Raw genomic sequence first — 24583 nt, forward strand, 5'->3', positions numbered from 1 at the left:
ATGGGTGAGGAGATTGAAGTATTAATTGTAGAAGATGATATTCGGATTGCTGACATTCATCGTCGTTTTACTGAAAAAATTGAGGGATTTAAAGTAATTGGAACGGCAACGACTGGAGAACAAGCGAAAGAATGGCTAGAGCTTGTGAAGCCACAGCTCGTGTTATTAGATGTGTACTTACCTGATATGCAAGGAACGGAACTTGTCACATATATTAGGAATCATTTGCACGATACAGATATCATTATGATTACAGCGGCATCGGAAACAGATGTAGTGAGGCACGCCCTGCGGGGCGGAGTAACAGATTATATCGTAAAGCCACTAATGTTTGATCGATTTAAAGCAAGTCTAGAAGGCTATCAAAAAAAGATTATACAGTTAAAGAAGAACAATCAATTATCTACGGAACAAATTGAATATTTATGGTCTCAAAGAGGCGTGAAGGGAGATCAAATAGAATATGCCCCGAAAGGGATAGATCCTTATACTTTAGCGAAAGTAAAAAAGCATATGTTAACAGTTAATGAAGAAGGGATTACAGCAGAAATGTTAAGCTCAATGATTGGAGTAAGCCGATCAACGGCAAGGCGCTATTTAGAGTATTTGATATCTGGGAAGAAAGTCCACGCAGAGCTAATATATGGAAGTGTTGGGAGACCGGAGAGGCGTTATTTTCTTACTTCTTCATAATAAAAAACAGTAGAGGATTTTATTTCTTCTACTGTTTTTTTGCATCTTATATTGGAATAATCCCAATTACAATACCGGTAATTAACATAACCATTGTCGTTCCAACGGCCCACAATAAAGTGAAGCGTTGATGTTCACCGAAATCAACTTTGGCCATTCCGACCAATAAATAAGTGGAAGCGACAAGAGGACTTAATAAGTGAATGGGTTGCCCAAGTAAGGAAGCGCGTCCCATTTCAGCTGCACTAATTCCGTAAGTAGCAGCAGCCTTCGTTAAAATAGGCAATACCCCAAAGTAAAATGCATCATTGGACATGAAAAATGTGAATGGCATACTGAGAAGTGCTGTAATAATTGGCAATTGTGGTCCAAGTGCATCTGGTATAAGAGTTACTACACTGTTAGCCATTGCATCTACCATTTTTGTTCCAGATAAAATACCAGTGAAAATACCGGCAGCAAATACGAGAGAAACAACTGCTAATACATTCCCTGCATGAGAAGCAATACGTTCTTTCTGTTGCTCTAAGTTTGGATAGTTAATCATAACAGCGATAGCAAAAGCGATTGTAAATAAAACAGGTAACGGCATAACTTCTAGTATGAGACAGACAAGTAATGTAGCGGTTAATAAAAAGTTAATCCATAGAAGTTTAGGACGTTTATGCACTGCGGCTTCAACAGTTGCAGCTTGCTCATCCATTGTTTGCATTTGTTTTAAATACTGTACATCCATAATTCCTAAACGTTTTCTTTCTTTTTTTCCAAGATAGTAGGCAACGAAAACAACCCAAATTGCACCAGCAATCATTCCTGGAATAAGAGGTGTAAATAATTCGGAAGCCTCAAGTCCAAGTGCGCTCATAACACGAGCTGTGGGTCCACCCCAAGGTGTAAGATTTGTTACCCCCGCCCCTAACATAACAACTCCAGCTAATATGAGGGGGTTCATTCCAAGGCGCTTATATAGTGGATACATTGCGGAAACTGTAATCATGTATGTTGTTGTACCGTCACCATCTAGAGAAACGATAATAGTCAATATAGCCGTTCCGATAACGATTTTTAAAGGATCTCCTTTTACAAATTTTAAAATCTTACTAATGACAGGATCGAATAAACCGCTATCAATCATAATCCCAAAATATAAAATAGCGAACATAAGCATAATACCAGTAGGTGCTAACTTTTGAATCCCCTCTAACATCATAGGCCCCATATTGGCATAGAATCCGCCAATTAATGCAAAAACACTCGGAATTAATATTAATGCTACTAGCGCTGACATACGTTTCGTCATAATTAAAAACATAAAGACAAATACCATCGCAAATCCAAGTAGTGCTAACATGTAATTTCCCCCTCAAAAGAATGATTGCGCTTTCAAAATAGAATAAAAATTCAGAAAAAGGTTTTTTATTTATAATAAAAGCATCTATTCAAATGGTAAATAATTTGAAAAATAACATCATTAGAAGCATAATTTTTATTTTGTTCATTTTGTTCACGGTAGTTAATTTGAATTTTTAAAAAGTAAGCTGCTCCTCGTAAGAATGGTAGAATAAGATGAAAATAGTGAAGTGTGAAATAGGGAGTAGATGTTATATGAAAACGAGAATTGAAGAGGTTTATAGCTCTTATGAAGGAAAAGTAGAGGAGATTTTTATTAATGAATCTTCTTACGTATATGAATGGGAAAAATTACTGATGATCCGAAAAAATGACGGTGAGCTTAAAAAAATCGCAGTCGGGATTAGTGGAAATATAAGGTTGGTAAATGTAGAAGTTGGACAGGAAATTAGTGCGGATACATTATTAGTTAAGTTAGAAGATGATTTGTTAATTACAGGTTGCGAGTGATGAGAGATGTGTAGAAATAACTACACATCTTTGTTTGTTTCCTATATTACAAAAAGCACATTGTTTTTTCACAAATCTCACACAACCTTTTGGTATTCTTTTCGTGGAGTATACGGTTTCTAGGGAGGAATATTGATGAAAGTAAAATATGTCGTACTTGCTATATGTTTATGTTTCGTATTTACGGTAGTCGGGTGTGGAAAAAAGGAAACAGCAGCTGTTGCCATTGATGAGAAACATGATAAATGTGATATTTGCCAAATTGGGGTAACAGATAATCAATTTGCAACAGAAATTATTTTAGAAAATGGAACAGCGTTAAAGTTTGATGATATCGGTTGTATGTATAAATGGATGGAGATTAACTCAGATGAAAAGACGAAAGAGAAATTTGTCCGAGATTATGATTCGAAAGATTGGATTTTGTTAGAAGACGCTACTTACGTATATGATAAAACAATAACGACACCGATGGCTTATAATGTCATTTCATTTAAAAATAAAAAAGATGCAGAGAGCTTTGTATCTAACTATAAGGGGAAAGTTCTTTCGTATAAAGAGCTAGCAGAGCATAAATGGGAAATGAATAAAGAGATGATGGGGAAACCGAAAGCAGGAAATCATGGTGGACATCATTAATAATAGAAAAAGACAACTATATAGTTGTCTTTTTCTATTATTACTCAGGTGCAAATATAGAAAAGGTGTAAAATTTTTAGAAGAACGGTTACAATGGAATATAGTAACCTAAAGCAATCATTTATCCCGCATTAACGGGCAGTAAGATCTCCACCTCAAAATTTAGTGAAAGCAAAGAAGTTAGGTGGAGTCGGGCTGCCCGTAAAAGCCCGACTGGTGTGGGCTAATAATTAGTGGTGGATGAACAAAACCCCCACTAATTAAAGTTTCACTTTATGTACTTTTTAGAAATGTATACAAATGCGGTAAAAACGTGCTAAACTAATTGCTTCATAATGTTAATGATGGGGCCATCAGGCGTATCATTTCAATAGGTTGAGAAACATAGTATAAGCTTAAGATAATCCGTTTAAAGAAGGAATCTAAAGGGCTTATGGATAAATGTACTCAAGAAGAGTTATTGTATGTGATGGAGGAATGGTTAAGAAAACATTATCTTTCATAGGAGCTGTAGTTGTGAGAAAACAAAAAATTTTATTATGTATTTTATTAGGACTTTTAATGACGGTAGTGGCTTGCGATAAGCAAGAAGAACCAGAATCGAGACCGGTTCATGTGAAAAATGAAAAGAAAAAAGAGAAGCATAAAGAACAGGAAGAATCTAAAGAAGAGAAAAGTATAAATTTAATGGACAAACAGTTGTTACTTTCAGCTACTCTTGGAGACACAGAGACAACTATGAAGTTGATTCAGGATGGAGCGAATATAAACGTAGAAGGTGACAACGGAGAAACGCCTGTCCTTGCAGCGACGTACCAAAATCATGTAGAGACAGTTAAAGCATTAATTGGTGCAGGTGCTAATATTGAAATTAAAGATGAGAAAAAAAGTAATCCACTTCTTTATGCAAGTAGAGAAGGATATACGGATATTGTAAAAGTATTAATTAATGCAGGAGTTAATACGAAAGAAACGACTAGGTCAGGTGGGACAGCACTTATTTCTGCATCTGAGCGTGGCCATGTAGAGGTTGTTAAAGAATTATTAGAGCATACAGATATTGATGTGAATTATAAAAATGAACGTGGTGGAACAGCGCTATTAGAAGCCATTGTATTAGGAAATGGTAGTGAAAACCATAAGAAAGTAATTCAATTGCTTATTGATCACGGTGCAGATGTAAATATGGCTAACAAGGAACATCTGACGCTACTGCAATACGCTGAAAAAAGAGGTTTTAAAGATATTGTAAATATGTTGAGGGTAGCTGGAGCGAATGAAGTAGTACAGCCACAACAAACAGTAGAGTAAAAAACGAAAAATAATCCCATTTAGATAGACAGAATGAAGAAATCAGTTAGTATGATGGATTCAGTAATGTGTATTTGAATGGGATTTTTGTTTTGAACATGAAAAATAGATTATGAATGGATGGTAAATGGAGTAAATAAGGAGGAAGCCTTATTTTGCAATTGTAAAAAATGAAAAGGTAGTTTCTGTTTGTTGCAGTGCAAGAAGTACGCCCGTAGCTGCTGAGGCAAGTGTGGAAACTTTAGCGGAGTTTGAAGGGACCGGATATGGTACTGATGTTGTTACAGCCTGGGCTATATCAATACAAGAGGAAAGGCGCATTCCACTTTATAGTACTGCTTGGGATAACTTTGCTTTGCAAGCAGTGGTAAGCAAACTAAAAATCATTAACTATGGAATGAATTTACATATTGATTGAATTTTAAGTATTGTTTCGTTCTGATTTTTATATTTAAATATATAAATTAATGTAAATGGTGATGTGGTAAATATTAACATTCGATTAACACCTAATTAACAATCTATCAAAACTGACTTAATAAATGCGTAATATAGTAAAGGTAACAAAATAACTAGGGTAGAGAACATTTGAGAACACCCACTTACATATAATGTGCCACTTTCTTAGGTGTGCTCTATTCCCTAGAGTTCAAATAAGGAGAAAGGCGTTCTATGTAAGTAGGTGTTTTTAGTTTGGATAAAAATAGAACAGTTAGGTGGAATAAATGTTTGAAAAACCTTATATTGCGATGATAAAGGATTGGGAAGGATACAAAGCATACAAAAAATTGCCGAAAACAGTTTTTCTTATGACTGGTTCAATGCTGGAATTACCAGAGCGTGTATATGAATTGCAGAAACATGGACATGATGTATTTCTTCATTGTGATTTTATACAAGGCTTAAATATGAATACAGAGGAAGCGCTTTTGTATATTCAAGATGTTATCGGGGCACAAGGTATTATTTCAACAAAAGGTTCGACAATTCGAAATGCTAATAAAATTGGATTGAAAACAATTCAACGTATTTTTATTGTAGATACTTTATCTCTTACTAAATCAATTGAAAATTGTAAAACGACTAAACCGAATGCAGTAGAGATTATGCCGGGGATTATGCCTTCTATTATTAAACAGCTAGTAGAGAAACTAGAGTTTCCTATTATTGCAGGCGGGCTGATTCAAACTCGAGAAGATGCGGAAATTGCAATTCGTGCAGGAGCAAGTGCGATTTCAACAAGTCATTATGAAGTATGGATACAAGAAGAAAAAAGGAGTGCAACCTTGTGATTGAATTGAAAAATGTTTCAAAGGTATATAAAAATGCAGAAGAGACAGCGGTTAAAGGCGTATCGGTTCATATTAAGAAGGGCGAATTTTTTGTTTTAGTTGGACCTTCGGGATGCGGGAAAAGCACATTATTACGAATAATCGCTGGCTTAGAAGAGATTTCTTCGGGAGATTTAATTATTAATGAATGTGTTGCAAATGATCTAGAGCCGAAAGACCGTAATCTATCAATGGTATTTCAAAATTATGCATTATATCCACACTTATCTGTAGAAGAAAATATTTTATTTGGACTTAAGGTAAGAAAATTACAAAAAGAAGAGCGACAAAAGCGATTAATGGAAGCTATTGAAATGGTAGGACTGAAAGAGTATGTGAAAATGAAACCAGGCCAATTATCAGGCGGACAAAGACAGCGTGTTGCACTAGCTAGGGCAATTGTGAGTCAGGCACCAATCTGTTTAATGGATGAACCACTTTCGAATTTGGATGCGAAATTACGTGCGCAAATGAGAATAGAAATTAGAGAAATTCAGCAGCGATTAGGAATTACGATGATTTACGTTACCCACGATCAAATAGAAGCGATGACTATGGGAGATCGTATCATGGTTTTAAATAAAGGAAGTATACAGCAAGTTGGAACACCACTTGACATATATAACGAACCAGCAAACGAGTTTGTTGCAAGCTTTATAGGTTCTCCTTCTATGAATATAAATGATGGGGAAGTGAATAAAGAAAAAGGTGTATTACATATAGGGAAATTGCAAGTTCCATTATCTATTAGACAGTTAAAGCAATTACCAGAAGGAACAATTCGCATAGGCATGCGTCCTGAGCATATTGCACTGTCTGAGGAAGGACAAGAAGTGACGTTGCAATCTGTAGAAGTATTAGGGAATGAATCTATATTGAACTTTGCGGTAAATGGAACAACTTGGAGTGCGAAAGTTATCGGACAGTTACTCTTGAACAAAGGTGACAAAGTAAAATTATTATTCTCGCAAGAAAAGTTATGCTTCTTTAACGAAAACACGAATGAACGCTTAAAAGTGGTAGCTAAAGAAGAGTTGAAAGTGGTGGCGAAATAATGATCGAAGTAAGTAAGTTACCAGTTCAAACAAAGGTGTCAAAAAAGAAAAAATTATGGGGGAGAACGAAAGATTTAAGAATAGGATTATTGTTTTTGGCACCATCTATTTTGCTATTTTCGATTTTTCTGTTCTATCCATTGTTTAGGACGATTTACTATAGTTTTTATTTAACCGATATACATGGAGAAGCTAATCTTTTCGTTGGCTTAGAAAATTATCAATATTTATTCTCTGATCCAGCCTTCTACAAAAGTATAAAATCAACTTTATTATTTGTTTTATATACAGTGCCTACGAGTATTATATTTGCTTTGTTTCTTGCATTGATTGCAAATGGAAAGGTAAGAGGTATTGGGTTATTCCGAGTTCTGTTTTCTTCGACTATGGGAATATCAGTAGCTGCTAGTGCAGTGATTTGGCTATTTTTATTTCATCCAAGTGTAGGATTATTTAATAATATATTAGGCTCTATGAATCTTCCTGCAATCGCATGGTTAACGAGTCCGGACTGGGCACTATTCTCTGTATCAGTTACAACAGTTTGGGTGAATACAGGATTTGCATTTTTAGTTATATTAGGTGGTTTACAAAATATCGATACGTCTTTATATGAGAGTGCATCTATAGATGGTGCTAGTTATTTATATAAGCTTCACCGTGTTACATTACCGATGCTATCGCCAACTTTATTCTTTATTGTAACCGTAACGTTAATTAGTGCGTTCCAAAGCTTTGGACAAATTGATATTTTAACGCACGGTGGACCGAATGATGCAACGAATTTAATTGTGTACTCGATTTACAAAGAGGCGTTTGTGAATCATCAATTTGGAACAGCAAGTGCACAAGCGATGGTATTATTTGTTTTCATTTTCATTGCTACATTACTTCAATTTAAGTTTGCTGAGAGAAAGGTGCATTATAAATGATTGTTAAACAGTGGAAGCAAAATTTCCTATTATACATGCTGCTCATAATTAGTGCAGTAATGGTATTTTTTCCTGTACTGTATGCGTTTTTAATAAGCTTTATGACACCAGACGATATTCAAATGAGAAGGTTATTTCCAACTCAATTTACTTTTGATAATTTCATTAATATTTTTCAAAAAGTACCGCTTTTTACATACTTATATAACAGTTTAATTGTATCGATAGTCGTTATGATTGGACAACTTATCGTATCAAGCTTAGCGGCGTATGCTTTTGTTTTTCTTCAGTTTAAAGGAAGAAACCTTATTTTCTTCCTGTTTATTTCGACGATGCTTATTCCGTGGGAAGCAACGATGGTACCTAACTTTTTAACGATTCAAAACTTTGGCTGGATCAATAGTTTCGCTGGGATGACAGTGCCGTTTTTTGCGACAGCTTTCGGTATTTTCTTGCTACGTCAACATTTTATGACACTTCCGAATGAACTGAAAGAAGCTGCATTTATTGAAGGGATTGGAAATATAAGGTTTTTATTCAGCGTTGTAATTCCGTATTGTAAAACGAGTTTTATTACGCTTGGAGTATATAGCTTTTTAACAACATGGAATATGTATTTATGGCCACTTTTAGTGACCACAGATGAAAAAGTAAGAACAGTGCAAATTGGTGTGAAGCAGCTTCAGTCTCAAGAAGTTGCAACTGATTGGGGAAGCGTAATGGCCGGTGTTACGGTTATCGTTATTCCAACATTGATTTTACTATTTTTAGGGCAAAAGCAATTACAACAAGGATTAACAAAAGGTGCAATTAAATAACTAAGAGAAGGTGAGATTTAAATGAGTCTAGTTAAAAAAGGTGCTGCGCTATTAATGGTAGCAACAATGGCATTATCTAGTGCCGCTTGTTCAAATAGTAAAACAGAAGGAAAACCTGAAGCACAGGCAAAAGTAGCACCAGTTGAAAAAAATGGTGATAAAACTGTAATTCGCTTCTGGCATGCGATGGGTGGAAAAACACAAGGAGTACTAGATGGTCTTGTTGCAGACTATAATAAGTCGCAAAATAAATATGAGATAAAGGCAGAGTTCCAAGGAACATATGAAGAGTCTTTAACGAAATTTAGAACGATGTCTGCAACGAAAGAAGCGCCAGCTTTTGTTCAATCGAGTGAAATTACAACGAAATATATGATTGATAGTAAAAAAATCACACCAATTGATAGCTGGATAAAAAAAGATAAGTACGATACGTCAAAATTAGAAAAAGCAATTACAAATTATTATTCAGTTGATGGAAAAATGTATTCTATGCCATTTAATTCATCTACACCAGTATTAATTTATAATAAAGATGCTTTCGCAAAGGCGGGCTTAGATCCAGAGAAAGCTCCGAAAACATATGCGGAATTACAAGAAGCAGCGAAAAAGTTAACGATTAAAGAAGGCGGAAATGTAAAACAATATGGATTCTCCATGCTTAACTATGGTTGGTTCTTTGAAGAATTGTTAGCGACACAAGGTGCTTTATATGTAGATAACGAAAACGGTCGTAAGGATGCTGCAAAGAAGGCGGTATTTAACGGTAAAGAAGGACAGAAAGTATTTGGAATGTTAGATGATTTAAATAAAGCTGGCGCACTTGGAAAGTATGGAGCAAGTTGGGATGATATTCGTGCCGCGTTCCAGTCTGGACAAGTTGCTATGTATTTAGATTCTTCAGCAGGTGTTCGTGATTTAATTGATGCATCTAAGTTTAATGTAGGTGTTTCATATATTCCGTATCCAGAGGATTCGAAACAAAATGGTGTTGTTATTGGTGGAGCATCATTATGGATGACGAATATGGTTTCAGAAGAAACGCAACAAGGTGCTTGGGACTTTATGAAATATTTAACGAAGCCAGACGTACAAGCAAAATGGCATACTGCAACAGGCTATTTCTCAATTAATCCAGATGCATATAATGAGCCATTAGTAAAAGAGCAATATGAAAAATACCCACAGTTGAAAGTAACAGTAGATCAACTGCAAGCAACGAAGCAATCTCCAGCAACACAAGGTGCTTTAATTAGTGTATTCCCAGAATCACGAGATGCAGTTGTAAAAGCATTAGAAGCGATGTATGACGGGAAGAATAGTAAAGAAGCGTTAGATGAAGCTGCCAAAGCAACAGATAGAGCAATTAGCATTTCAGCTCGTACAAGTCAAAAATAAGAGAAAGCTGTATCCTTAACAGGGATACGGCTTTCTTTATAGGGAGATAAGGGATCAAAGAAATGATGAAGTCTTATCTCTTTTATATGAGTAAAGGGTCTAGAGTGAATGTTGTCCTTTTCATTATTTATTTAACTCCATTGCGACTTGTTTACCATTTACGAAAACCTCTACTACCGCTACTACAACTTCCATTACTTTTTTCATCTCTCATCTCTCCTTATTTTTTGTTTCATTTCTTACTCTCAGTATAAGGAAATACAGTAATTACAACTATCGAATTGGATGACAAGAGACTTACATTGTTGTAAGGGTAATTGTTTAGTTTGTAATAAAGTGAAACTTTAATCAATGGGGCTTTTCTTCATCCCCCACTGATTATTAGCCCTCACCAATAGGGCTTTTACGGGCAGCCCTACCCCCACCTAACTTCTTTGCTTCCGCTGAATTTTGAGGTGGGGGTCTTACTGCCCGTTAATGCGGGGGAAATTTAATTCAAGATTAAGATTCGGAATTTTCCGTTGTTTTGAACTATAATTAGAAAGAGGGGGGATAATATGAAAAGAATTCTTGTTATTAGTGATATTCATGGAGAAATAGAAAAGTTCGAACAGTTGTTGAAAGAAGCTCAATATAATGCGAAAAAGGATCAATTAATCTTACTGGGAGATTATGTAGATCGTGGTCCAAATGCGCGTGCTGTAATTGAAAAGGTAAAAGAATTGAAAGAAGAGGGAGCACTCATTTTAAAAGGAAATCATGAAGATATGATGATTAAGGCGTTAACGACAAATGAGGAACGTTCATGGAACCATTGGGTAAAAAGAAATGGTGGAGATAAGACATTATATAGTTATGGATTTGTAGAAGAAGATATTGCGGTTAATGAGAAAGACTTCCAAAAACCGATTTTACAATCTTCTGTATTAGAGGAACATATAAAGTTTATTCAAGAATTAGATCATTACATTGAAACAGAAGAGTATATATTTGTACATGCTGGGGTTGAGCCGATGAAACGAGTTTCTGAATCTGAACCATATACGTTAATGTGGATCCGTAATGAATTTCATAATGGATATAGCGGTGAAAAGGTTGTTGTATTTGGGCATACGGAAACAAAGACGCTTCATAGTAGTGAGGATTGCGGAGTGTATTTTGGTAGTAATCGTATTATTGGAATTGATGGCGGGGCTGTGTATGGTGGTCAGCTAAATTGTTTGGAGTTGCCAAGTAAAAAGGTATATGTAATAAAAAATTGAAAGAGATAAGAGGAATCTTATTTCTTTCAATTTTTTATTAAGGTAAATTTAAGACAAAGTTTTTATAATAAAAATTCAAAATTTGAGAAGGAAATAGTTGAAAATGAAATTACGTAATATAACTACATTCTTTTGTTATGAAGAGAAGAAATGTAATAATAAATAGAATTGAACTATTTGATGGAAGGTGAGAGCATGCGCTTACTTGTAATAGAAGATACTACTTCGTTATTAGAATCTATCGTACAAATTTTGCGTGATGAATTTGAAGTAGATACGGCAATAAATGGAGAAGATGGATTGTTTTTAGCGCTTCAAAATATATATGATGCAATTTTGTTGGATGTGATGATGCCAGGGATGGACGGATTTGAAGTGATTCAAAAAATACGTGATGAAAAGATTGAAACACCAGTCCTGTTTTTGACAGCGAGAGATTCTTTAGAAGATCGGGTGAAGGGATTGGACTTTGGTGGAGATGACTATATCGTTAAGCCATTTCAGGCCCCTGAATTAAAAGCGAGAATTCGCGCTTTACTACGCAGAAGTGGTAGTTTAACAACGCAGCAAACAATTCGCTATAAAGGGATTGAATTGTTCGGAAAAGATAAAGACGTTCAAGTAGATGGACAAGGTATTAAGTTGACATTGAAACAATATGAGCTACTAGAGTATCTCATTCAAAATAGCGGGAAGATTTTAATGCGTGAACAAATTTTTGATCGTGTTTGGGGATTTGATTCAGATACGACAGTAGCGATTGTAGAAGTGTATGTGCATCATTTACGTAAAAAATTAGAGCCATTCGGTTATCAGAAAGATATTCAAACCGTTCGAGGTATTGGATATATATTAAAAGAACAATGAGAAAAGGAAGTATGTTTCAAAAGACACGCATTCGTTTGACTATAGTGAATTCATTAGTATTTATCCTATTAATAGGTATATTAGGCAGTATTATTTATTCATACACATATAAGCGTATATATAATGAAGTGGATCAATCTATAAAAATGATGGCCCAGTATAGAGAGAAATTAGATGTTAAAATACCACCAAGAAAACGCTTGGAGAATATCCAGATTGGAGATCCGCGAGTAACTAGAATAACTTGGAATGGGAAAATAGTGAAAATAGAGGGCGATAACCGTAAATTCCGTTCTATTTTTGAAGAGAATTTGGAAAAGTTTTCTCCAAAAAAATTAGGGGAGTTACAAGATATTGAAGTACAAGGACGATATTTTAGAGCATTTTCGCTTCAAAAAGATGGAGAAATAGTTCAAATCGTGCGAGATATAACAGCGGAAGAAAGAATGTTAAATACTTTATTTTTAATCCTTGTTATAGGTTGTAGCATAGGAAGCCTCTGTGCGATAGGTATCGGCTTTTTCCTAGCTGGCAGAGCACTTGTACCTATTCAAAATTCATGGGAGAAACAGCAGCAATTCGTTTCTGATGCATCACATGAACTAAGGACACCGCTTGCAGTTATTCAATCAAAAACGGATGTGTTATTCCAATCACCATCCGCTACGATAGAAGAAAAAGCGATAGATATTTCTACAATTTCAAAAGAATGTAGGCGGTTATCGAAACTCGTTAGTAATTTATTATTGCTAGCACGTTCTGATTCTAATCAAATTGAGATGGATAAGAAAACATTTGAACTTGATAAATTGTTAGAAGAAATAGTAGCTCCGTATAAAGAGATTGCTTCTTATCAAGAAAAAGAAATGATACTAAAAGTAGAACGTGGTGTATCTTTTATGGGGGATAGAGAGCGGATTCATCAAATGATGGTCATACTGTTAGATAATGCAATGAAGTATACAAACGAAGGTGGGCATATTCAAATCGATTGTACGCAAACGAGTAGTTCAATTCGTATACAGGTGAAGGATGACGGGATAGGAGTGAAAGAAGAAGATATTCCGAAATTATTTGATCGTTTTTATCAAGGGGATAAAGCAAGAAGTACGTCAGAAGGAGCTGGATTAGGTCTTTCAATCGCAAATTGGATTGTAGAAAAGCATTATGGAAAAATATCAGTAGAGAGCAGGTGGGGAAATGGCACTGGTTTTGAAGTGATTTTCCCTAAAAATCAAAAAATATAAGTAAGAAGACGATCTTGTTTTTACAAGGTCGTCTTTTTTTAAGGGAAAGTTAAGAAACTATTTATATTATGTATGGCATAAAGAATGTTCGTTACATGAAGAAGAGACTAGGTGTATGTGAGTGGATTTTATCAATCATAATGTTATCTCAAGCAGAGATGAGATGTATGTATAGTATTAAAAAAATTATGGGAATGCTGAAAAAGAAAGTGTAAGAGGGAGGAATTAATTTTGAAAAAGAAAATGATGATGGTATTCACTATTGGAGTAATGAGTTTAAGCATATTAGGGGGTGCCTCTCCTTCTGAAACACAAAAAGGAAAGACAGATTACACGCAGCGCAGTAAAGAACAATTGAACAATGGTAAGATACATGCAGTGCATACAGAAGAAAAAGCAGAGGAACTAGGTATTGAAACGGAAGGAAAAGAACAAATTACATTAGAAAAAGAAATTCATGAAACAGAAGTAGGAAGGGAAGCAGAGCAGTTAGGTATTTCGATAGAAGGAAAAGATGTTGGGACGCTGTCAGAAGAAATCTATGAAACAAAAGTAAAGCAAGAAGCGTTAAAGCTAGGTATATCTATAGAGAATACATCAATTGTAGATTTAATTACTCAAATTAATACGATTAAAATTAAAGATGAAGCAGATAAATTAGGCATTGCTACAGATGGAAAAGAAATCGAAGACATCGCGGAAGAAATCTACGGAACGAAAGTAAGAGAAGAAGCAGGAAAGTTAGACATTTCTCAAAAAGGAAAAGAAATTGAAGAGTTAGCACAAGAAGTGTACGAACAAAAAGTACAGGAAGAAGCAAAAAAATATCATATTGATTTGTACGGTAAAGATATATATCAAATATTAAAAGAAATTAATGAACAAAAGGTGCTACAAATGGCAGATGAGCTTAATATGGATAAAATGAATATGAATATTCAAGAGTTAGCGGAAAAGATAAAAAAAGATCAGCCTGAAAAAGGAAAAGAACTAAATTTTGTACCGATGATTAGAACGGATGCTGACGCATTTTATTCTTATTTAACGAATTAATAAGGGCGTGAAAGTGATAAGAAAATTGAAGTGGTATATATGTACAGCTTTACTAGGTGCAGCAATATGGAGTGTATATACAAATGGAATTCCAAAGTATGTAGAGAAGTTTACATTCTCAAATATACAAAGAGGAAAAGAAACGGAGTTTTGTAATAACGATGAAAAAGTCATCTTATCAAATGTTCCATTAATTCAGCAGTTACCAGAATTGGATAGAGGCTGTGAAGTGACAAGTTTAGCGATGATGTTACAATATGCTGGTGTTTCAGTGGATAAGATGACATTAGCAAATGAAATAAAAAAAGTTGATTTTATAGACGATGGTGTGCGCGGGAATCCGAATGAAGGATTTGTAGGTAATATTTATACATTTTCTGAATCAGGATATGGTGTATATCATGGGCCACTTTTTCAGTTAGCGGAAAAATATTTACCTAATAAAGCTGTAGACTTAACTGGGAAGAATATAGAAGAGATTTATAAGAGTGTAAAAGCAGGACAACCGGTAGTCATGATCACAAATGCAACATTTGCACCATTAGATGAAGATGAATTTACTACATGGGAAACAAATAGTGGAGATGTTTCTATTACGTATAATGAACATTGTATTGTACTTATTGGGTATGATCAGGAATCTGTATATATTCGAGATCCACTTGAGGATAGCTTAGATGTAAAAGTGCCGAGAGAAATCTTTGAACAGGCATGGGTGCAAATGGGGAGTCAGGCAATTAGTTATGTAAAGAACTCCAAATAAATTAGGAGGAAGAGTTTTAGTAAGATGACTATAAGGCGAAGGATAGAGATTGAAGATTATAAGAGAAATTTTTTAGAGTAGAAGCTGTTGAGAAATAAGAGAACTTTAGTATATATAATGCTAAAGTTCTCTTATTTTTATGATTAAAATCCTTATTAAGGAGTGAATATGTAAAAATGCATAATTGACGAAAAATTTACATGTTATCATTATATATTGTTTTATACATATTAATTGTATAAAATGACACAAGTATCCACATTACATAAAGGAGGCTTATTATGCAAAAAATATTTAACGGGGTTAAATGTATGAGTATCAATAAAAAATTAATCATTTCATTTTTTATTATTTTAACTATACCAGGAATTATTATCGGTGGTGTTTCATATCAAACTGCCAAAACAAATTTTGAACATCAAATGACAGCTAAAGCAAAGGAGAATATTTCGATTTTAAATACTGTTATTTCTCAAAATATAGAAGAGAAATTTGTTGATGCGACGTACTTTGCAGACATCTTAACAGAGGATACATATCCAAATGGACAGGAAGAAATAGTAAGAACGAAGTTAGCACAATATATAAAGCTTCATCCAGAAGTAGAAGGTATTTATATTGGAACGCAGACGGGAAAGTTTATAAGAGAACCATTTATCCAAATGGCTGATGGGTATAATCCAACAGATAGATCTTGGTATAAAGAAGCACATGAAAATAAAGGGAAAGTAATTGTTACTGCACCATATCAATCAGCATCTACAAAAAATATGGTAGTGACCATTGCGAAAGAAGTAAAAGATGGTAAAGGTGTTATAGGAATTAATTTAAACTTAGATAACATCTTAAAAATTTCCAAAATGATTAACATTGGTGAAAAAGGTTATGCAGTTATTTTAGATCAAAATATGCAAATTGTTAGTCATCCATCTAGAAAACCAGGTGCGAAAGTTACTGATCCTTGGGTTAAACCAATTTATGAAGATAAACAAGGAAATGTGTCTTATACAGAACAAGATGATAAAAAGAATTTAATCTTTGCAACAAATGAAAAAACAGGCTGGAAAGTAGTTGGAGTTATGTTCGATGAAGAAATTAACCAAGCTGCCAGTCCAGTGTTTTATAAGACTTTAATTGTTATTGCTATCGCTATTGCATTTGGTAGTGTATTAATTTATTTCATTACAAGGTCTATTACAGGGCCATTACGAAAAATAGCTGAATCAGCATATAAAATTAGTAAGGGAGATTTAACAGAGAAAATTACAATCCATTCTAAGGATGACATAGGGAAATTAGGGACTTCATTTAATGAAATGTCTACGTCTTTACAAGATGTTATTACCCAAATTAGCTTTTCAGCAGAACATGTCGCGGCATCGGCTGAAGAGTTAACAGCGAGCGTACAGCAAGCAAATGATGCGACAGATCAAATTACAATTGCAATGGAACAAGTATCAGGTGGGGCTGAATCACAAAGTCAAGGTGTTGAAGAAGGTGCGGCTACATTACAACAAGTAAATACAGCAATTCAAGATGTAACCGGAAGCGCAGAGTCAATTTCTATTTCCTCATTACATGCGAGAGAAAGAGCTGAAGAGGGAGAAGATTTAGTTGAACAAACTGCAAAACAAATGCAGTCTATTTCTAGGTCGGTATCCGAGTCAGATGCTATTATTAAACTTCTTGATGAGAAATCAAAGCAAGTAGGAGCTATTTCTGAAGCAATTCAAAACATAGCTACTCAAACGAACTTATTAGCTTTAAATGCGGCTATTGAAGCAGCAAGAGCAGGTGAACAGGGTCGAGGATTTGCTATTGTAGCAGATGAGGTTAGAAAATTAGCAGAGCAATCAGGAGAGTCATCTGGAGAGATTGCAAATTTAATTGCAGAAATTAAGGCGGATATTGAACATACTGTTAAGGCAATGGATAATGTGAATGGAGAAGTTCAACAAGGGCTTGATGTTGTAACAAAAACGAAAGTAAGTTTTACGGAAATTTTAAGTTCTACTACACATATTGTTTCTCAAGTTAATCAAATGGTAGAAACAACGAAGAGAATTGCTGGAGATGCAAATGAAGTGACAAATGCTATTGATGAAATTGCAACGGCTGCAGAAGAAAATACAGCTAGTATGCAAAGTGTTGCAGCTTCAACAGAAGAACAGGTTAATTCAATGGAGGAAATTAGTTCAGCTTCGCAAAACTTAGCTGGGATGGCCGAAGAACTACAAGCGATGACTAGTAAATTTAAAGTATAATAACAGCAGATAAGTAAGGTGAAAATAATATCACCTTACTTATTTTTCTATTCAGCAATTAGGGGAGTCATTAACGGGATGAAAAAAAGAAAAAGACTATGGAATTTGTGGAAAACGATTACATTGTTAGTTTGTACAGTTGTAATTTTTTCTTTACTTGTGACAGATATATTAATTAGTCATAATGTAGAACGGGCGACGGAGGATAGCCAAGCAGAGAAAGCAAAAACAATTGCACACATTGTGGCGAATGATTCAATTGTAATCAATGGCTTGGTTGGGAAAGCGGATACTCCTGCAATCCAAACGTATACAAATAGGATATTAAAAAACACAGGTGTTCAATTTATTGTAGTTATGGACATGGATGGAATAAGAAAATCTCATCCAGATCCTCAAAAAATAGGTCATCATTTCATTGGTGGGGATGAAGGGCCTGCATTGAAAGGAAAAGAACATGTATCGTTAGCAGAAGGAACTTTAGGTATTTCCATGCGAGTATTTGTACCAATATTTTCTGAAACAGGTGAACAACTTGGAGCAGTGGCTGTTGGTATTTCAGCAGATAATGTAAAAGAGAGAGTTAAGGAAAGTAGACATATCATTTATATTGGTGTCGGAGTTGGGGTATTAGTCGGAATTATAGGAGCAATATTACTAGCTAGACATATAAAGAAAAGTTTATTCGGTCTTGAGCCGCACAGGATAGCAAAAATTCTTGAAGAAAGAAATACGATGCTACAATCTGTAAAGGAAGGTATTATTGCTGTAGATAAAGAGGCTAGAGTAACGTTAATTAATAATGAAGCGAAACGTCTATTTAAAAAAAGCGGACTTGAAGAAGATTTTATCGGTAAAGATGTTGAGTTGTATATGCCAAATTCACGTATAAAAGAAGTATTGAAAACGGGAGAAGTACAATTAAACGAAGAACAAAATATTTACGGAATTACGATTGTGACGAATCGAGTTCCTTTATATGTAAAAGGAGAAATAGTTGGTGCAATTGCAACATTTCGTGATAAAACAGAGATTAGAAAACTAGCAGAGGAACTAACTGGTATTAGACTATATGCAGAAGCATTACGGGCACAATCTCATGAGTTTATGAATAAGATGCATGTCGTATTAGGGCTTACACATATGAAACAGTATGAAGAATTACAGAAGTATATAAGCGGCATGGTATCAGAGCATCAATATGAAATTGGTGGAGTTATGAAAAGAATAAAAAGTCCAGTATTTGCTGGTTTTTTACTAGGTAAGCTCAGCTATGCTAGAGAGAAAAATATAAAATTAATTATAAGTGAAGATTCTTATATGCCGGAAATAGATGATGAAAGTATTACTCATGAACTTATTACGATTGTTGGAAATTTAATTGATAATGCATTAGAGGCAGTTACGAATTGTGAAAACAAGCAAGTTGAAGTTAAGATACAACATGGGGATATACTAACTATTACAGTACAAGATACGGGAAAAGGTATACAAGAAAAAGAAATAGAGGAATTATTTACGAAAGGTTATTCCACAAAGGGAGATAACCGCGGTTATGGTTTGTATCTTGTAAAAGAAAGTATACAGCGAATAAATGGGGAAATTCATATGCATTCATTAGTAGGAAAGGGAACAACGATAACGATTGAAATACCTAAAGGTAGGGATGAGAGGCAAATATGATTAAAGTTTTAATTGTAGAAGATGACCCGATGGTAGCAATGTTAAATACGCATTATTTAGAGCAAGTAGGAGGGTTTGAACTTGTTCAAGCAGTTAACTCAGTAAAGTCGGCGATAGAAATATTAGAGAAATCACGAGTAGATTTAGTATTACTTGATATTTTTATGCCTGAAGAGACTGGGTTTGAGCTTTTAATGTATATCCGGAACCAAGAAAAAGAAATCGATATTATAATGATTTCAGCTGTACATGATATGGGAAGTATTAAAAAAGCATTACAATATGGTGTAGTAGATTATTTAATTAAACCATTCACATTTGAACGATTTAAAGAGGCATTAACTATATATCGAGAAAAACTTACTTTCATGAAAGAACAACAAAAAATTAGTCAATCGGAATTAGATTCGTTAATTTTACAAAAAGAAAAAAGAGAGCCTACTGTCACTAAAGAGCTTCCGAAAGGTTTAACGAAGCAAACGTTGCAATTAATTTGGCAGAAGATCGAGTCTCTGAATGGAAGAGTATTTACAACAGATGAAATGGCACAATTAGTTGGAATTTCAAGAGTTTCTATTCGAAAATATGTAATGTTTCTGACTGACATTGGGGTGTTAGAAAACGAAATGATGTACCAACATGTGGGAAGACCTGTAAGTAAATTAAGATGTGTTGATCAAAAGAAAATAGAGTTTTACGTATAAGCGACTTAATATAAGTCGCTTATACTTTTTTTAATTACAAAATCAATTACAAAACTTACAAAAACTATTTTTACTATTGAAAGCGTTTTAATATTGTTATTAAGAAAACGAGGGGGTGCCATATGGGAATTCAAAAGAATGTGGAAGCGGTATCATTTTCTGAAGGAAATGAAGTACAAAGAGAATCTTTCGCTTCTAAAATTATGAATGTAAAAATCGGTGTTATACCTTTACCGTTATATGTAGTATTGGCTGCTATTATTTATGGGGCATCTGTATATAATAAATTGCCAGCAGATATGATTGGTGGATTTGCAGTTATTATGATCATGGGGATTTTCTTAGGCGATATTGGGATGAGAATTCCAATTTTAAAAAATATCGGCGGTCCAGCAATACTTTCGTTATTTATTCCATCATTACTTGTATTTTTTAACTGGATGAATCCAGCTTCAATGGAAGCTGCGACTATGTTAATGAAAAAATCGAACTTTTTATATTTATATATTTCTTGTTTAGTAGTCGGAAGTATTTTAGGAATGAACCGTAAAGTGTTAGTACAAGGTTTCGTTCGCATGTTTATTCCTTTAGTAGTAGGGACGTTAGCTTCTGTAGCAGTAGGATTATTGGTCGGTTCATTATTTGGATTTGAAATGAAGCAGACATTCTTCTTTATCATCGTACCAATTGTGAGTGGCGGTATCGGGGAAGGGATTTTACCATTGTCGCTAGCTTATAGTGATATTTTAAATGAATCATCAGCAACGTTTGTATCACAGCTTATTCCAGCAGCTATTATTGGAAATATGTTCGCAATTGTAAGTGCAGGGTATATGAAGCGTTTAGGTGAAAAGAAACCGGAGCTTAGTGGTAACGGTGTATTAGTGAAAACAGACAATCAAGCAGAATTATTAAAAGAACAAAATACAGAGAAACCAATTGACTTCTCATTAATGGGAGCAGGTTTATTAATTGCGTGTACGTTCTTCATCTTCGGAGGATTTGCTTCTAAGTTCATCGGTATTCCTGGGGCAATTATTATGATTTTCTCAGCAGCACTTGTGAAATACTTTAAATTAATGCCAGCAAAAATGGAGCAAGGAGCATTCCATTTATATAAATTTATTTCGAAGAATTTAACTTGGCCTTTAATGGTTGGATTAGGATTGCTGTATATTCCGTTAAAAGACGTAGCAGCAGTTCTTTCAGTAGGATATGTTGTTGTGTGCGCATCGGTTGTTCTTACAATGGTAGCATCAGGTTTTCTTGTAGGGAAAGTGATGAAGATGTATCCAGTTGAATCGGCGATTGTAACTGGATGTCATAGCGGTTTAGGCGGAACTGGAGATGTTGCTATTTTATCGGCTTCAAATCGTATGGAATTAATGCCGTTCGCACAAATTTCGACTCGTTTAGGCGGGGCGGCAATGGTTGTAACGGCGACAATATTATTAAAGATGTTTTCATGATCAAACAAGCTAGCTATATTCATATAGCTAGCTTGTCAAATTAAGGGGAGATTATAAGTATGTTAGCAAATCAAATTAATGAAAGATCATTGTTATTGCATAAAGAATTAGTAGGGAAAATTGAAATTACAAGTAAAGTTGAGGTAAATTCAGCGTATGATTTAAGCCTGACGTATACACCAGGTGTAGCGGAGTCTTGTAAAGCAATTGCGGCAGATGAAGAAACAGTGTATGACTATACAGCACGTGGCAATATGGTGGCAGTTGTTTCAGATGGAACAGCGGTACTCGGCTTAGGAAACATTGGACCAAAAGCGGCTATGCCTGTTATGGAAGGAAAAAGTATTTTGTTTAAGAAATTTGCGAATGTAGATGCTTTCCCATTATGTTTAGGCACAACGGATGTAGATGAAATCGTTACCCTTGTAAAAAATTTAGAGCCTACATTTGCAGGGATTAATTTAGAAGATATTGCAGCACCGCGTTGTTTTGAAATTGAAAAACGATTAAAAGAAGAAACGAATATTCCTGTATTTCATGATGATCAACATGGAACAGCTATTGTCGTTTTAGCAGCTGTTATTAATGCATTAAAAGTTGTTAGCAAACAAATGGATAATGTGAAAATCGTTATTAACGGTGCGGGCTCGGCAGGAATTGCAATTGGAAAATTATTATTAAAGGCTGGTGCAAAGCACATTACGTTAGTTAGCCTAGAAGGTATTGTTTGTGAAGGTGAAACATGGATGAACGAAGCGCAAATTGAAGTTTCAAAAAAGACAAATCGTGAACATGTGCGTGGAACGTTAAAAGAAGCGATTCACCAAGCTGATATTTTTATTGGCGTATCTGCTCCTAACGTATTAACGAAAGAACTTGTGCAGACGATGAATGAGAAAGCAATCGTGTTTGCAATGGCGAATCCAATTCCAGAAATCTTCCCTGAGGATGCATTAGAGGCTGGGGCAGCTGTAGTAGGAACTGGGCGCTCGGATTATGCGAATCAAGTAAATAATGTATTGGCGTTTCCCGGAATATTCCGCGGTGCGTTAGATGTGCGCGCAACTGATATTACAGAAGAGATGAAATTAGCGGCAGCATATGGGATCGCTAACATCATTACTGACGAAGAACGTAATGCGAATTATGTAATCCCAAATCCATTAGATAAAAGAGTTGTTCCAAGTGTTGCAGAAGCAGTAGCGAAAGCAGCTATTGATTCAGGCGTGGCGCAAATTACGAAAATACCAAGTTATTAATAGCTAAAAGCAGTGCCTAAAAGGCACTGCTTTTTTGAGATAAGAAATCAAAATAATGAAGAAGTGTAGAATTATTTATATTTCTTCACTATTTATTTAATTCCATTGCAACTTGTTTACCATTCACTAAAACCTCAGTTACTGCTACGATTACTTCTATCATTTTTTTCATCTCTCATCTCTCCTCGTTTCATTTCTTACTTTAAGTATAAGAGAAGAGAGATAATTCAACTATCGAAGTACATGATGTAGAAATTACATTGTTGTAAGAAAGTGGTTTATTTTTGTCACTTTACTCAGCAGTGATTACAAACTGATCATAATATTTTTCATTCACATATATATTTAATAACCATAATCCAGATGAAGGTAGTGACATAGTGAGAGGGAGTTCGTTTGTAGTAGAATCGATTGTATTTGAAGTAGTCCAAGTTTGTTTGGAAGTTTCTTTTTGAAAGAGTACTGGTGTTGGAGTTACAGATCCTTGTTTTAGCGCAATAATAGACAATTTTCCAGTTGGTATTTCAGAATCTAGAAAGTACCACATTATTTCATTTTGTTCATTTGCGATAATAGGACTATCAGCCATTGCGATTTTTCCTTCGATGCCTTTTAAAGGTATTTTTCCGTCTATGAATGAGGGGGCTTCTTCCCAATTTACATCTTTTAAAACACTAAGGTGAAAGAAGGAAGGTGCGTTCACTTGAGTGGATGACGTTGCGACAGCTTCAGTTTTAGATGCTTTTGAATCAGATTGTGCTTGTGTGCATCCAGTGATGAGAAAGGAGAGAAGTAGCATAGTTCCGATTTTTTTCATGGTGCCACACTCCTAGTTTTTATTGTTAGTGTAATTGTATTTGCTAGAAGGCGGGACAATTCCTTTAAAGTATAAAAAGAGGTCGTAAGTTTTGTACGACCTCTTTTGACATTTTTTATCCCGTAAAAGCCCGATTGGTGTAGGTTAATAATTAGTGGGAGATAGCCCCAACTAATTAAAGTTTCACATTATACTTGTTCAGTTGTATAGGGTGGTTCGGTTTCTTTTTGAGGCATCGTCAAAAAAATAACGGACAGAACGATACATACGCCGCCTAATAATTGATATGTTCCAAAAGATTCATTTAGCCAAGTGATTGAAACGATGGCAGCTACAAGGGGTTCAATGCTAGATAAAATGCTTGTTTCTGTTGCTGCTAAATATTTAAGACTACCGATATATAGAAGGAAAGAAAGGGTACCACTAATAATGATAAGAATAAGCATAGAAAAGGTTTTTAGTGTAAGAGTTTGTGAAAATTGATTCCACCCGAATGAACGATTATAAATAAGTAGTACAATTCCTCCGATTAACATCCCCCAACCAATTACTACAGTTGTCCCGCATTCTTTAATGAGAGAAGCCGGATGAAGGGTATAAAATGCAAATCCGATTGCTGTTAATAGTCCAAAAATAATAGCTTCTTTGGATAAAACAATATTTTCAATTGAGCCATTTGTAATAATAAAGTATGTTCCTATTAGCGCGGCTATAATTGCGAATAGTTGCATGGGAGCAGGGAATTTTCTTTGTTCAAATGCAACATACATGGTAATAAGAACAGGACCTAGAAATTGAAATAGCGTTGCTGTGACTGCATTACTAATATGAACCGTTTCGATAAAGGCGTATTGCGCACCAAGCATGCCGAGAATAGAGAAAATAATAAGTTGTATAGAATATCTAGGGTGTTTCCAAATTTGAAATATGTTTTGTTTCTTTATAAGTAAGAAAGACAAAATAAATATTCCTGCAAGCAACAATCGAATTGTTAAAAAATCAATTGAGGATACATTAGTATGCTGAAATAGCCACTGAATCATTGGACCAGATAATCCCCATAATGTAGCCCCTGTAATAATCATAATGAGTCCGATACGTTTAACATTGTTCATTATCATGTTTCTCCTCTCCAGTATTTGATTTTTTATGTGTGAC

At 34.8% G+C, this 24583-nt stretch carries 22 protein-coding genes and 2 pseudogenes; 21 read left to right on the top strand and 3 right to left on the bottom strand.

Annotated features, from left to right (window positions below):
• The gene (locus tag AC0OM3_RS26860; RefSeq protein ID WP_046946723.1) at window positions 1-693 is read left to right on the top strand and encodes a response regulator; all 693 of its coding nucleotides are present in this window, start codon (window positions 1-3) and stop codon (window positions 691-693) included.
• Between the two features lie 46 nt (window positions 694-739).
• Here AC0OM3_RS26860 and AC0OM3_RS26865 read toward each other — a convergent pair whose 3' ends face one another.
• Window positions 740-2044, bottom strand: coding sequence for a CitMHS family transporter (locus AC0OM3_RS26865; RefSeq protein WP_000880465.1), 1305 nt, complete (start codon window positions 2042-2044; stop codon window positions 740-742).
• 254 nt (window positions 2045-2298) lie between these two features.
• On the opposite strand from AC0OM3_RS26865, the gene AC0OM3_RS26870 reads away from it, so the two are divergent.
• From AC0OM3_RS26870 to AC0OM3_RS26965, 20 genes and pseudogenes are all read left to right on the top strand, one after another.
• Window positions 2299-2553, top strand: coding sequence for a hypothetical protein (locus tag AC0OM3_RS26870; protein WP_120460247.1), 255 nt, complete (start codon window positions 2299-2301; stop codon window positions 2551-2553).
• Between the two features lie 135 nt (window positions 2554-2688).
• Window positions 2689-3192: a nitrous oxide reductase accessory protein NosL gene (locus tag AC0OM3_RS26875; RefSeq protein ID WP_474213257.1), complete on the top strand. Its 504-nt coding sequence runs from the start codon at window positions 2689-2691 to the stop codon at window positions 3190-3192.
• A 441-nt stretch (window positions 3193-3633) separates the two neighbouring features.
• Complete coding sequence (locus AC0OM3_RS26880) at window positions 3634-4503, top strand: ankyrin repeat domain-containing protein (protein WP_474213258.1); 870 nt, start codon at window positions 3634-3636, stop codon at window positions 4501-4503.
• A gap of 142 nt (window positions 4504-4645) precedes the next feature.
• Window positions 4646-4921, top strand: a pseudogene (locus tag AC0OM3_RS26885) (GNAT family N-acetyltransferase); the annotation flags it as partial.
• Window positions 4922-5228: 307 nt separating this feature from the next.
• Window positions 5229-5795, top strand: coding sequence for a glycerol-3-phosphate responsive antiterminator (locus AC0OM3_RS26890; protein WP_474213259.1), 567 nt, complete (start codon window positions 5229-5231; stop codon window positions 5793-5795).
• Window positions 5792-6889 (top strand): ABC transporter ATP-binding protein, encoded by a 1098-nt coding sequence (locus AC0OM3_RS26895; RefSeq protein WP_474213260.1) that lies wholly within the window; start codon window positions 5792-5794, stop codon window positions 6887-6889. Before AC0OM3_RS26890 ends, AC0OM3_RS26895 begins: the two co-directional genes overlap by 4 nt.
• Window positions 6889-7821 (top strand): carbohydrate ABC transporter permease, encoded by a 933-nt coding sequence (locus tag AC0OM3_RS26900; RefSeq protein WP_000573804.1) that lies wholly within the window; start codon window positions 6889-6891, stop codon window positions 7819-7821. Before AC0OM3_RS26895 ends, AC0OM3_RS26900 begins: the two co-directional genes overlap by 1 nt.
• Complete coding sequence (locus AC0OM3_RS26905) at window positions 7818-8639, top strand: carbohydrate ABC transporter permease (RefSeq protein ID WP_000635939.1); 822 nt, start codon at window positions 7818-7820, stop codon at window positions 8637-8639. The genes AC0OM3_RS26900 and AC0OM3_RS26905 overlap by 4 nt, the downstream gene beginning before the upstream one ends.
• Before the next feature lie 21 nt (window positions 8640-8660).
• The gene (locus AC0OM3_RS26910; RefSeq protein ID WP_474213261.1) at window positions 8661-10037 is read left to right on the top strand and encodes an ABC transporter substrate-binding protein; all 1377 of its coding nucleotides are present in this window, start codon (window positions 8661-8663) and stop codon (window positions 10035-10037) included.
• Between the two features lie 557 nt (window positions 10038-10594).
• Window positions 10595-11299 carry a metallophosphoesterase family protein gene (locus tag AC0OM3_RS26915; RefSeq protein ID WP_000821985.1) on the top strand — a complete coding sequence of 235 codons (705 nt, stop codon included), beginning with the start codon at window positions 10595-10597 and terminating at the stop codon, window positions 11297-11299.
• Window positions 11300-11494: 195 nt separating this feature from the next.
• Window positions 11495-12166, top strand: a complete 672-nt coding sequence (locus AC0OM3_RS26920; protein WP_001238549.1) for a response regulator transcription factor — start codon at window positions 11495-11497, stop codon at window positions 12164-12166.
• Window positions 12163-13413 carry a sensor histidine kinase gene (locus AC0OM3_RS26925; protein ID WP_474213262.1) on the top strand — a complete coding sequence of 417 codons (1251 nt, stop codon included), beginning with the start codon at window positions 12163-12165 and terminating at the stop codon, window positions 13411-13413. Before AC0OM3_RS26920 ends, AC0OM3_RS26925 begins: the two co-directional genes overlap by 4 nt.
• 231 nt (window positions 13414-13644) lie before the next feature.
• The gene (locus tag AC0OM3_RS26930; protein WP_474213263.1) at window positions 13645-14466 is read left to right on the top strand and encodes a transporter; all 822 of its coding nucleotides are present in this window, start codon (window positions 13645-13647) and stop codon (window positions 14464-14466) included.
• Window positions 14467-14473: 7 nt separating this feature from the next.
• Window positions 14474-15229, top strand: coding sequence for a C39 family peptidase (locus AC0OM3_RS26935; RefSeq protein ID WP_033672428.1), 756 nt, complete (start codon window positions 14474-14476; stop codon window positions 15227-15229).
• 422 nt (window positions 15230-15651) lie between these two features.
• A pseudogene (locus AC0OM3_RS26940) lies at window positions 15652-16554 on the top strand (HAMP domain-containing protein); the annotation flags it as partial.
• 120 nt (window positions 16555-16674) lie between these two features.
• On the top strand, window positions 16675-17493 hold the full coding sequence (locus tag AC0OM3_RS26945; RefSeq protein WP_474213351.1) for a methyl-accepting chemotaxis protein: 819 nt from the start codon (window positions 16675-16677) through the stop codon (window positions 17491-17493).
• A 78-nt stretch (window positions 17494-17571) separates the two neighbouring features.
• The gene (locus AC0OM3_RS26950) at window positions 17572-19176 is read left to right on the top strand and encodes a sensor histidine kinase (RefSeq protein WP_046946732.1); all 1605 of its coding nucleotides are present in this window, start codon (window positions 17572-17574) and stop codon (window positions 19174-19176) included.
• Window positions 19173-19880, top strand: coding sequence for a response regulator (locus AC0OM3_RS26955; protein ID WP_000598666.1), 708 nt, complete (start codon window positions 19173-19175; stop codon window positions 19878-19880). Before AC0OM3_RS26950 ends, AC0OM3_RS26955 begins: the two co-directional genes overlap by 4 nt.
• Window positions 19881-20002: 122 nt before the next feature.
• The gene (locus AC0OM3_RS26960; protein WP_000512725.1) at window positions 20003-21349 is read left to right on the top strand and encodes a 2-hydroxycarboxylate transporter family protein; all 1347 of its coding nucleotides are present in this window, start codon (window positions 20003-20005) and stop codon (window positions 21347-21349) included.
• A gap of 59 nt (window positions 21350-21408) precedes the next feature.
• A complete protein-coding gene (locus AC0OM3_RS26965; protein ID WP_163050608.1) occupies window positions 21409-22608 on the top strand; it encodes an NAD(P)-dependent malic enzyme in 1200 nt (399 codons plus the stop codon).
• A 292-nt stretch (window positions 22609-22900) separates the two neighbouring features.
• Here AC0OM3_RS26965 and AC0OM3_RS26970 read toward each other — a convergent pair whose 3' ends face one another.
• Both AC0OM3_RS26970 and AC0OM3_RS26975 read right to left on the bottom strand, forming a co-directional pair.
• Window positions 22901-23425: a DUF4871 domain-containing protein gene (locus tag AC0OM3_RS26970; RefSeq protein WP_000719688.1), complete on the bottom strand. Its 525-nt coding sequence runs from the start codon at window positions 23423-23425 to the stop codon at window positions 22901-22903.
• 188 nt (window positions 23426-23613) lie between these two features.
• Window positions 23614-24540, bottom strand: coding sequence for a DMT family transporter (locus AC0OM3_RS26975; RefSeq protein ID WP_001067022.1), 927 nt, complete (start codon window positions 24538-24540; stop codon window positions 23614-23616).
• Between the last annotated feature and the right edge of the window lie 43 nt (window positions 24541-24583).

This window comes from Bacillus sp. FAU20, from assembly GCF_056033865.1.

What these genes read in the sequence shown, in the direction of transcription:
- AC0OM3_RS26875 (WP_474213257.1), top strand. Translation starts at nt 2,689, where the DNA reads ATGAAAGTAAAATATGTCGTACTTGCTATATGTTTATGTTTCGTATTT.
- AC0OM3_RS26880 (WP_474213258.1), top strand. Translation starts at nt 3,634, where the DNA reads ATGTACTCAAGAAGAGTTATTGTATGTGATGGAGGAATGGTTAAGAAA.
- AC0OM3_RS26975 (WP_001067022.1), bottom strand. Translation starts at nt 24,540, where the DNA reads ATGAACAATGTTAAACGTATCGGACTCATTATGATTATTACAGGGGCT.
- AC0OM3_RS26905 (WP_000635939.1), top strand. Translation starts at nt 7,818, where the DNA reads ATGATTGTTAAACAGTGGAAGCAAAATTTCCTATTATACATGCTGCTC.
- AC0OM3_RS26955 (WP_000598666.1), top strand. Translation starts at nt 19,173, where the DNA reads ATGATTAAAGTTTTAATTGTAGAAGATGACCCGATGGTAGCAATGTTA.
- AC0OM3_RS26890 (WP_474213259.1), top strand. Translation starts at nt 5,229, where the DNA reads ATGTTTGAAAAACCTTATATTGCGATGATAAAGGATTGGGAAGGATAC.
- AC0OM3_RS26900 (WP_000573804.1), top strand. Translation starts at nt 6,889, where the DNA reads ATGATCGAAGTAAGTAAGTTACCAGTTCAAACAAAGGTGTCAAAAAAG.
- AC0OM3_RS26910 (WP_474213261.1), top strand. Translation starts at nt 8,661, where the DNA reads ATGAGTCTAGTTAAAAAAGGTGCTGCGCTATTAATGGTAGCAACAATG.
- AC0OM3_RS26965 (WP_163050608.1), top strand. Translation starts at nt 21,409, where the DNA reads ATGTTAGCAAATCAAATTAATGAAAGATCATTGTTATTGCATAAAGAA.
- AC0OM3_RS26865 (WP_000880465.1), bottom strand. Translation starts at nt 2,044, where the DNA reads ATGTTAGCACTACTTGGATTTGCGATGGTATTTGTCTTTATGTTTTTA.
- AC0OM3_RS26925 (WP_474213262.1), top strand. Translation starts at nt 12,163, where the DNA reads ATGAGAAAAGGAAGTATGTTTCAAAAGACACGCATTCGTTTGACTATA.
- AC0OM3_RS26970 (WP_000719688.1), bottom strand. Translation starts at nt 23,425, where the DNA reads ATGAAAAAAATCGGAACTATGCTACTTCTCTCCTTTCTCATCACTGGA.
- AC0OM3_RS26950 (WP_046946732.1), top strand. Translation starts at nt 17,572, where the DNA reads ATGAAAAAAAGAAAAAGACTATGGAATTTGTGGAAAACGATTACATTG.
- AC0OM3_RS26860 (WP_046946723.1), top strand. Translation starts at nt 1, where the DNA reads ATGGGTGAGGAGATTGAAGTATTAATTGTAGAAGATGATATTCGGATT.
- AC0OM3_RS26960 (WP_000512725.1), top strand. Translation starts at nt 20,003, where the DNA reads ATGGGAATTCAAAAGAATGTGGAAGCGGTATCATTTTCTGAAGGAAAT.
- AC0OM3_RS26915 (WP_000821985.1), top strand. Translation starts at nt 10,595, where the DNA reads ATGAAAAGAATTCTTGTTATTAGTGATATTCATGGAGAAATAGAAAAG.
- AC0OM3_RS26870 (WP_120460247.1), top strand. Translation starts at nt 2,299, where the DNA reads ATGAAAACGAGAATTGAAGAGGTTTATAGCTCTTATGAAGGAAAAGTA.
- AC0OM3_RS26945 (WP_474213351.1), top strand. Translation starts at nt 16,675, where the DNA reads ATGGAACAAGTATCAGGTGGGGCTGAATCACAAAGTCAAGGTGTTGAA.
- AC0OM3_RS26920 (WP_001238549.1), top strand. Translation starts at nt 11,495, where the DNA reads ATGCGCTTACTTGTAATAGAAGATACTACTTCGTTATTAGAATCTATC.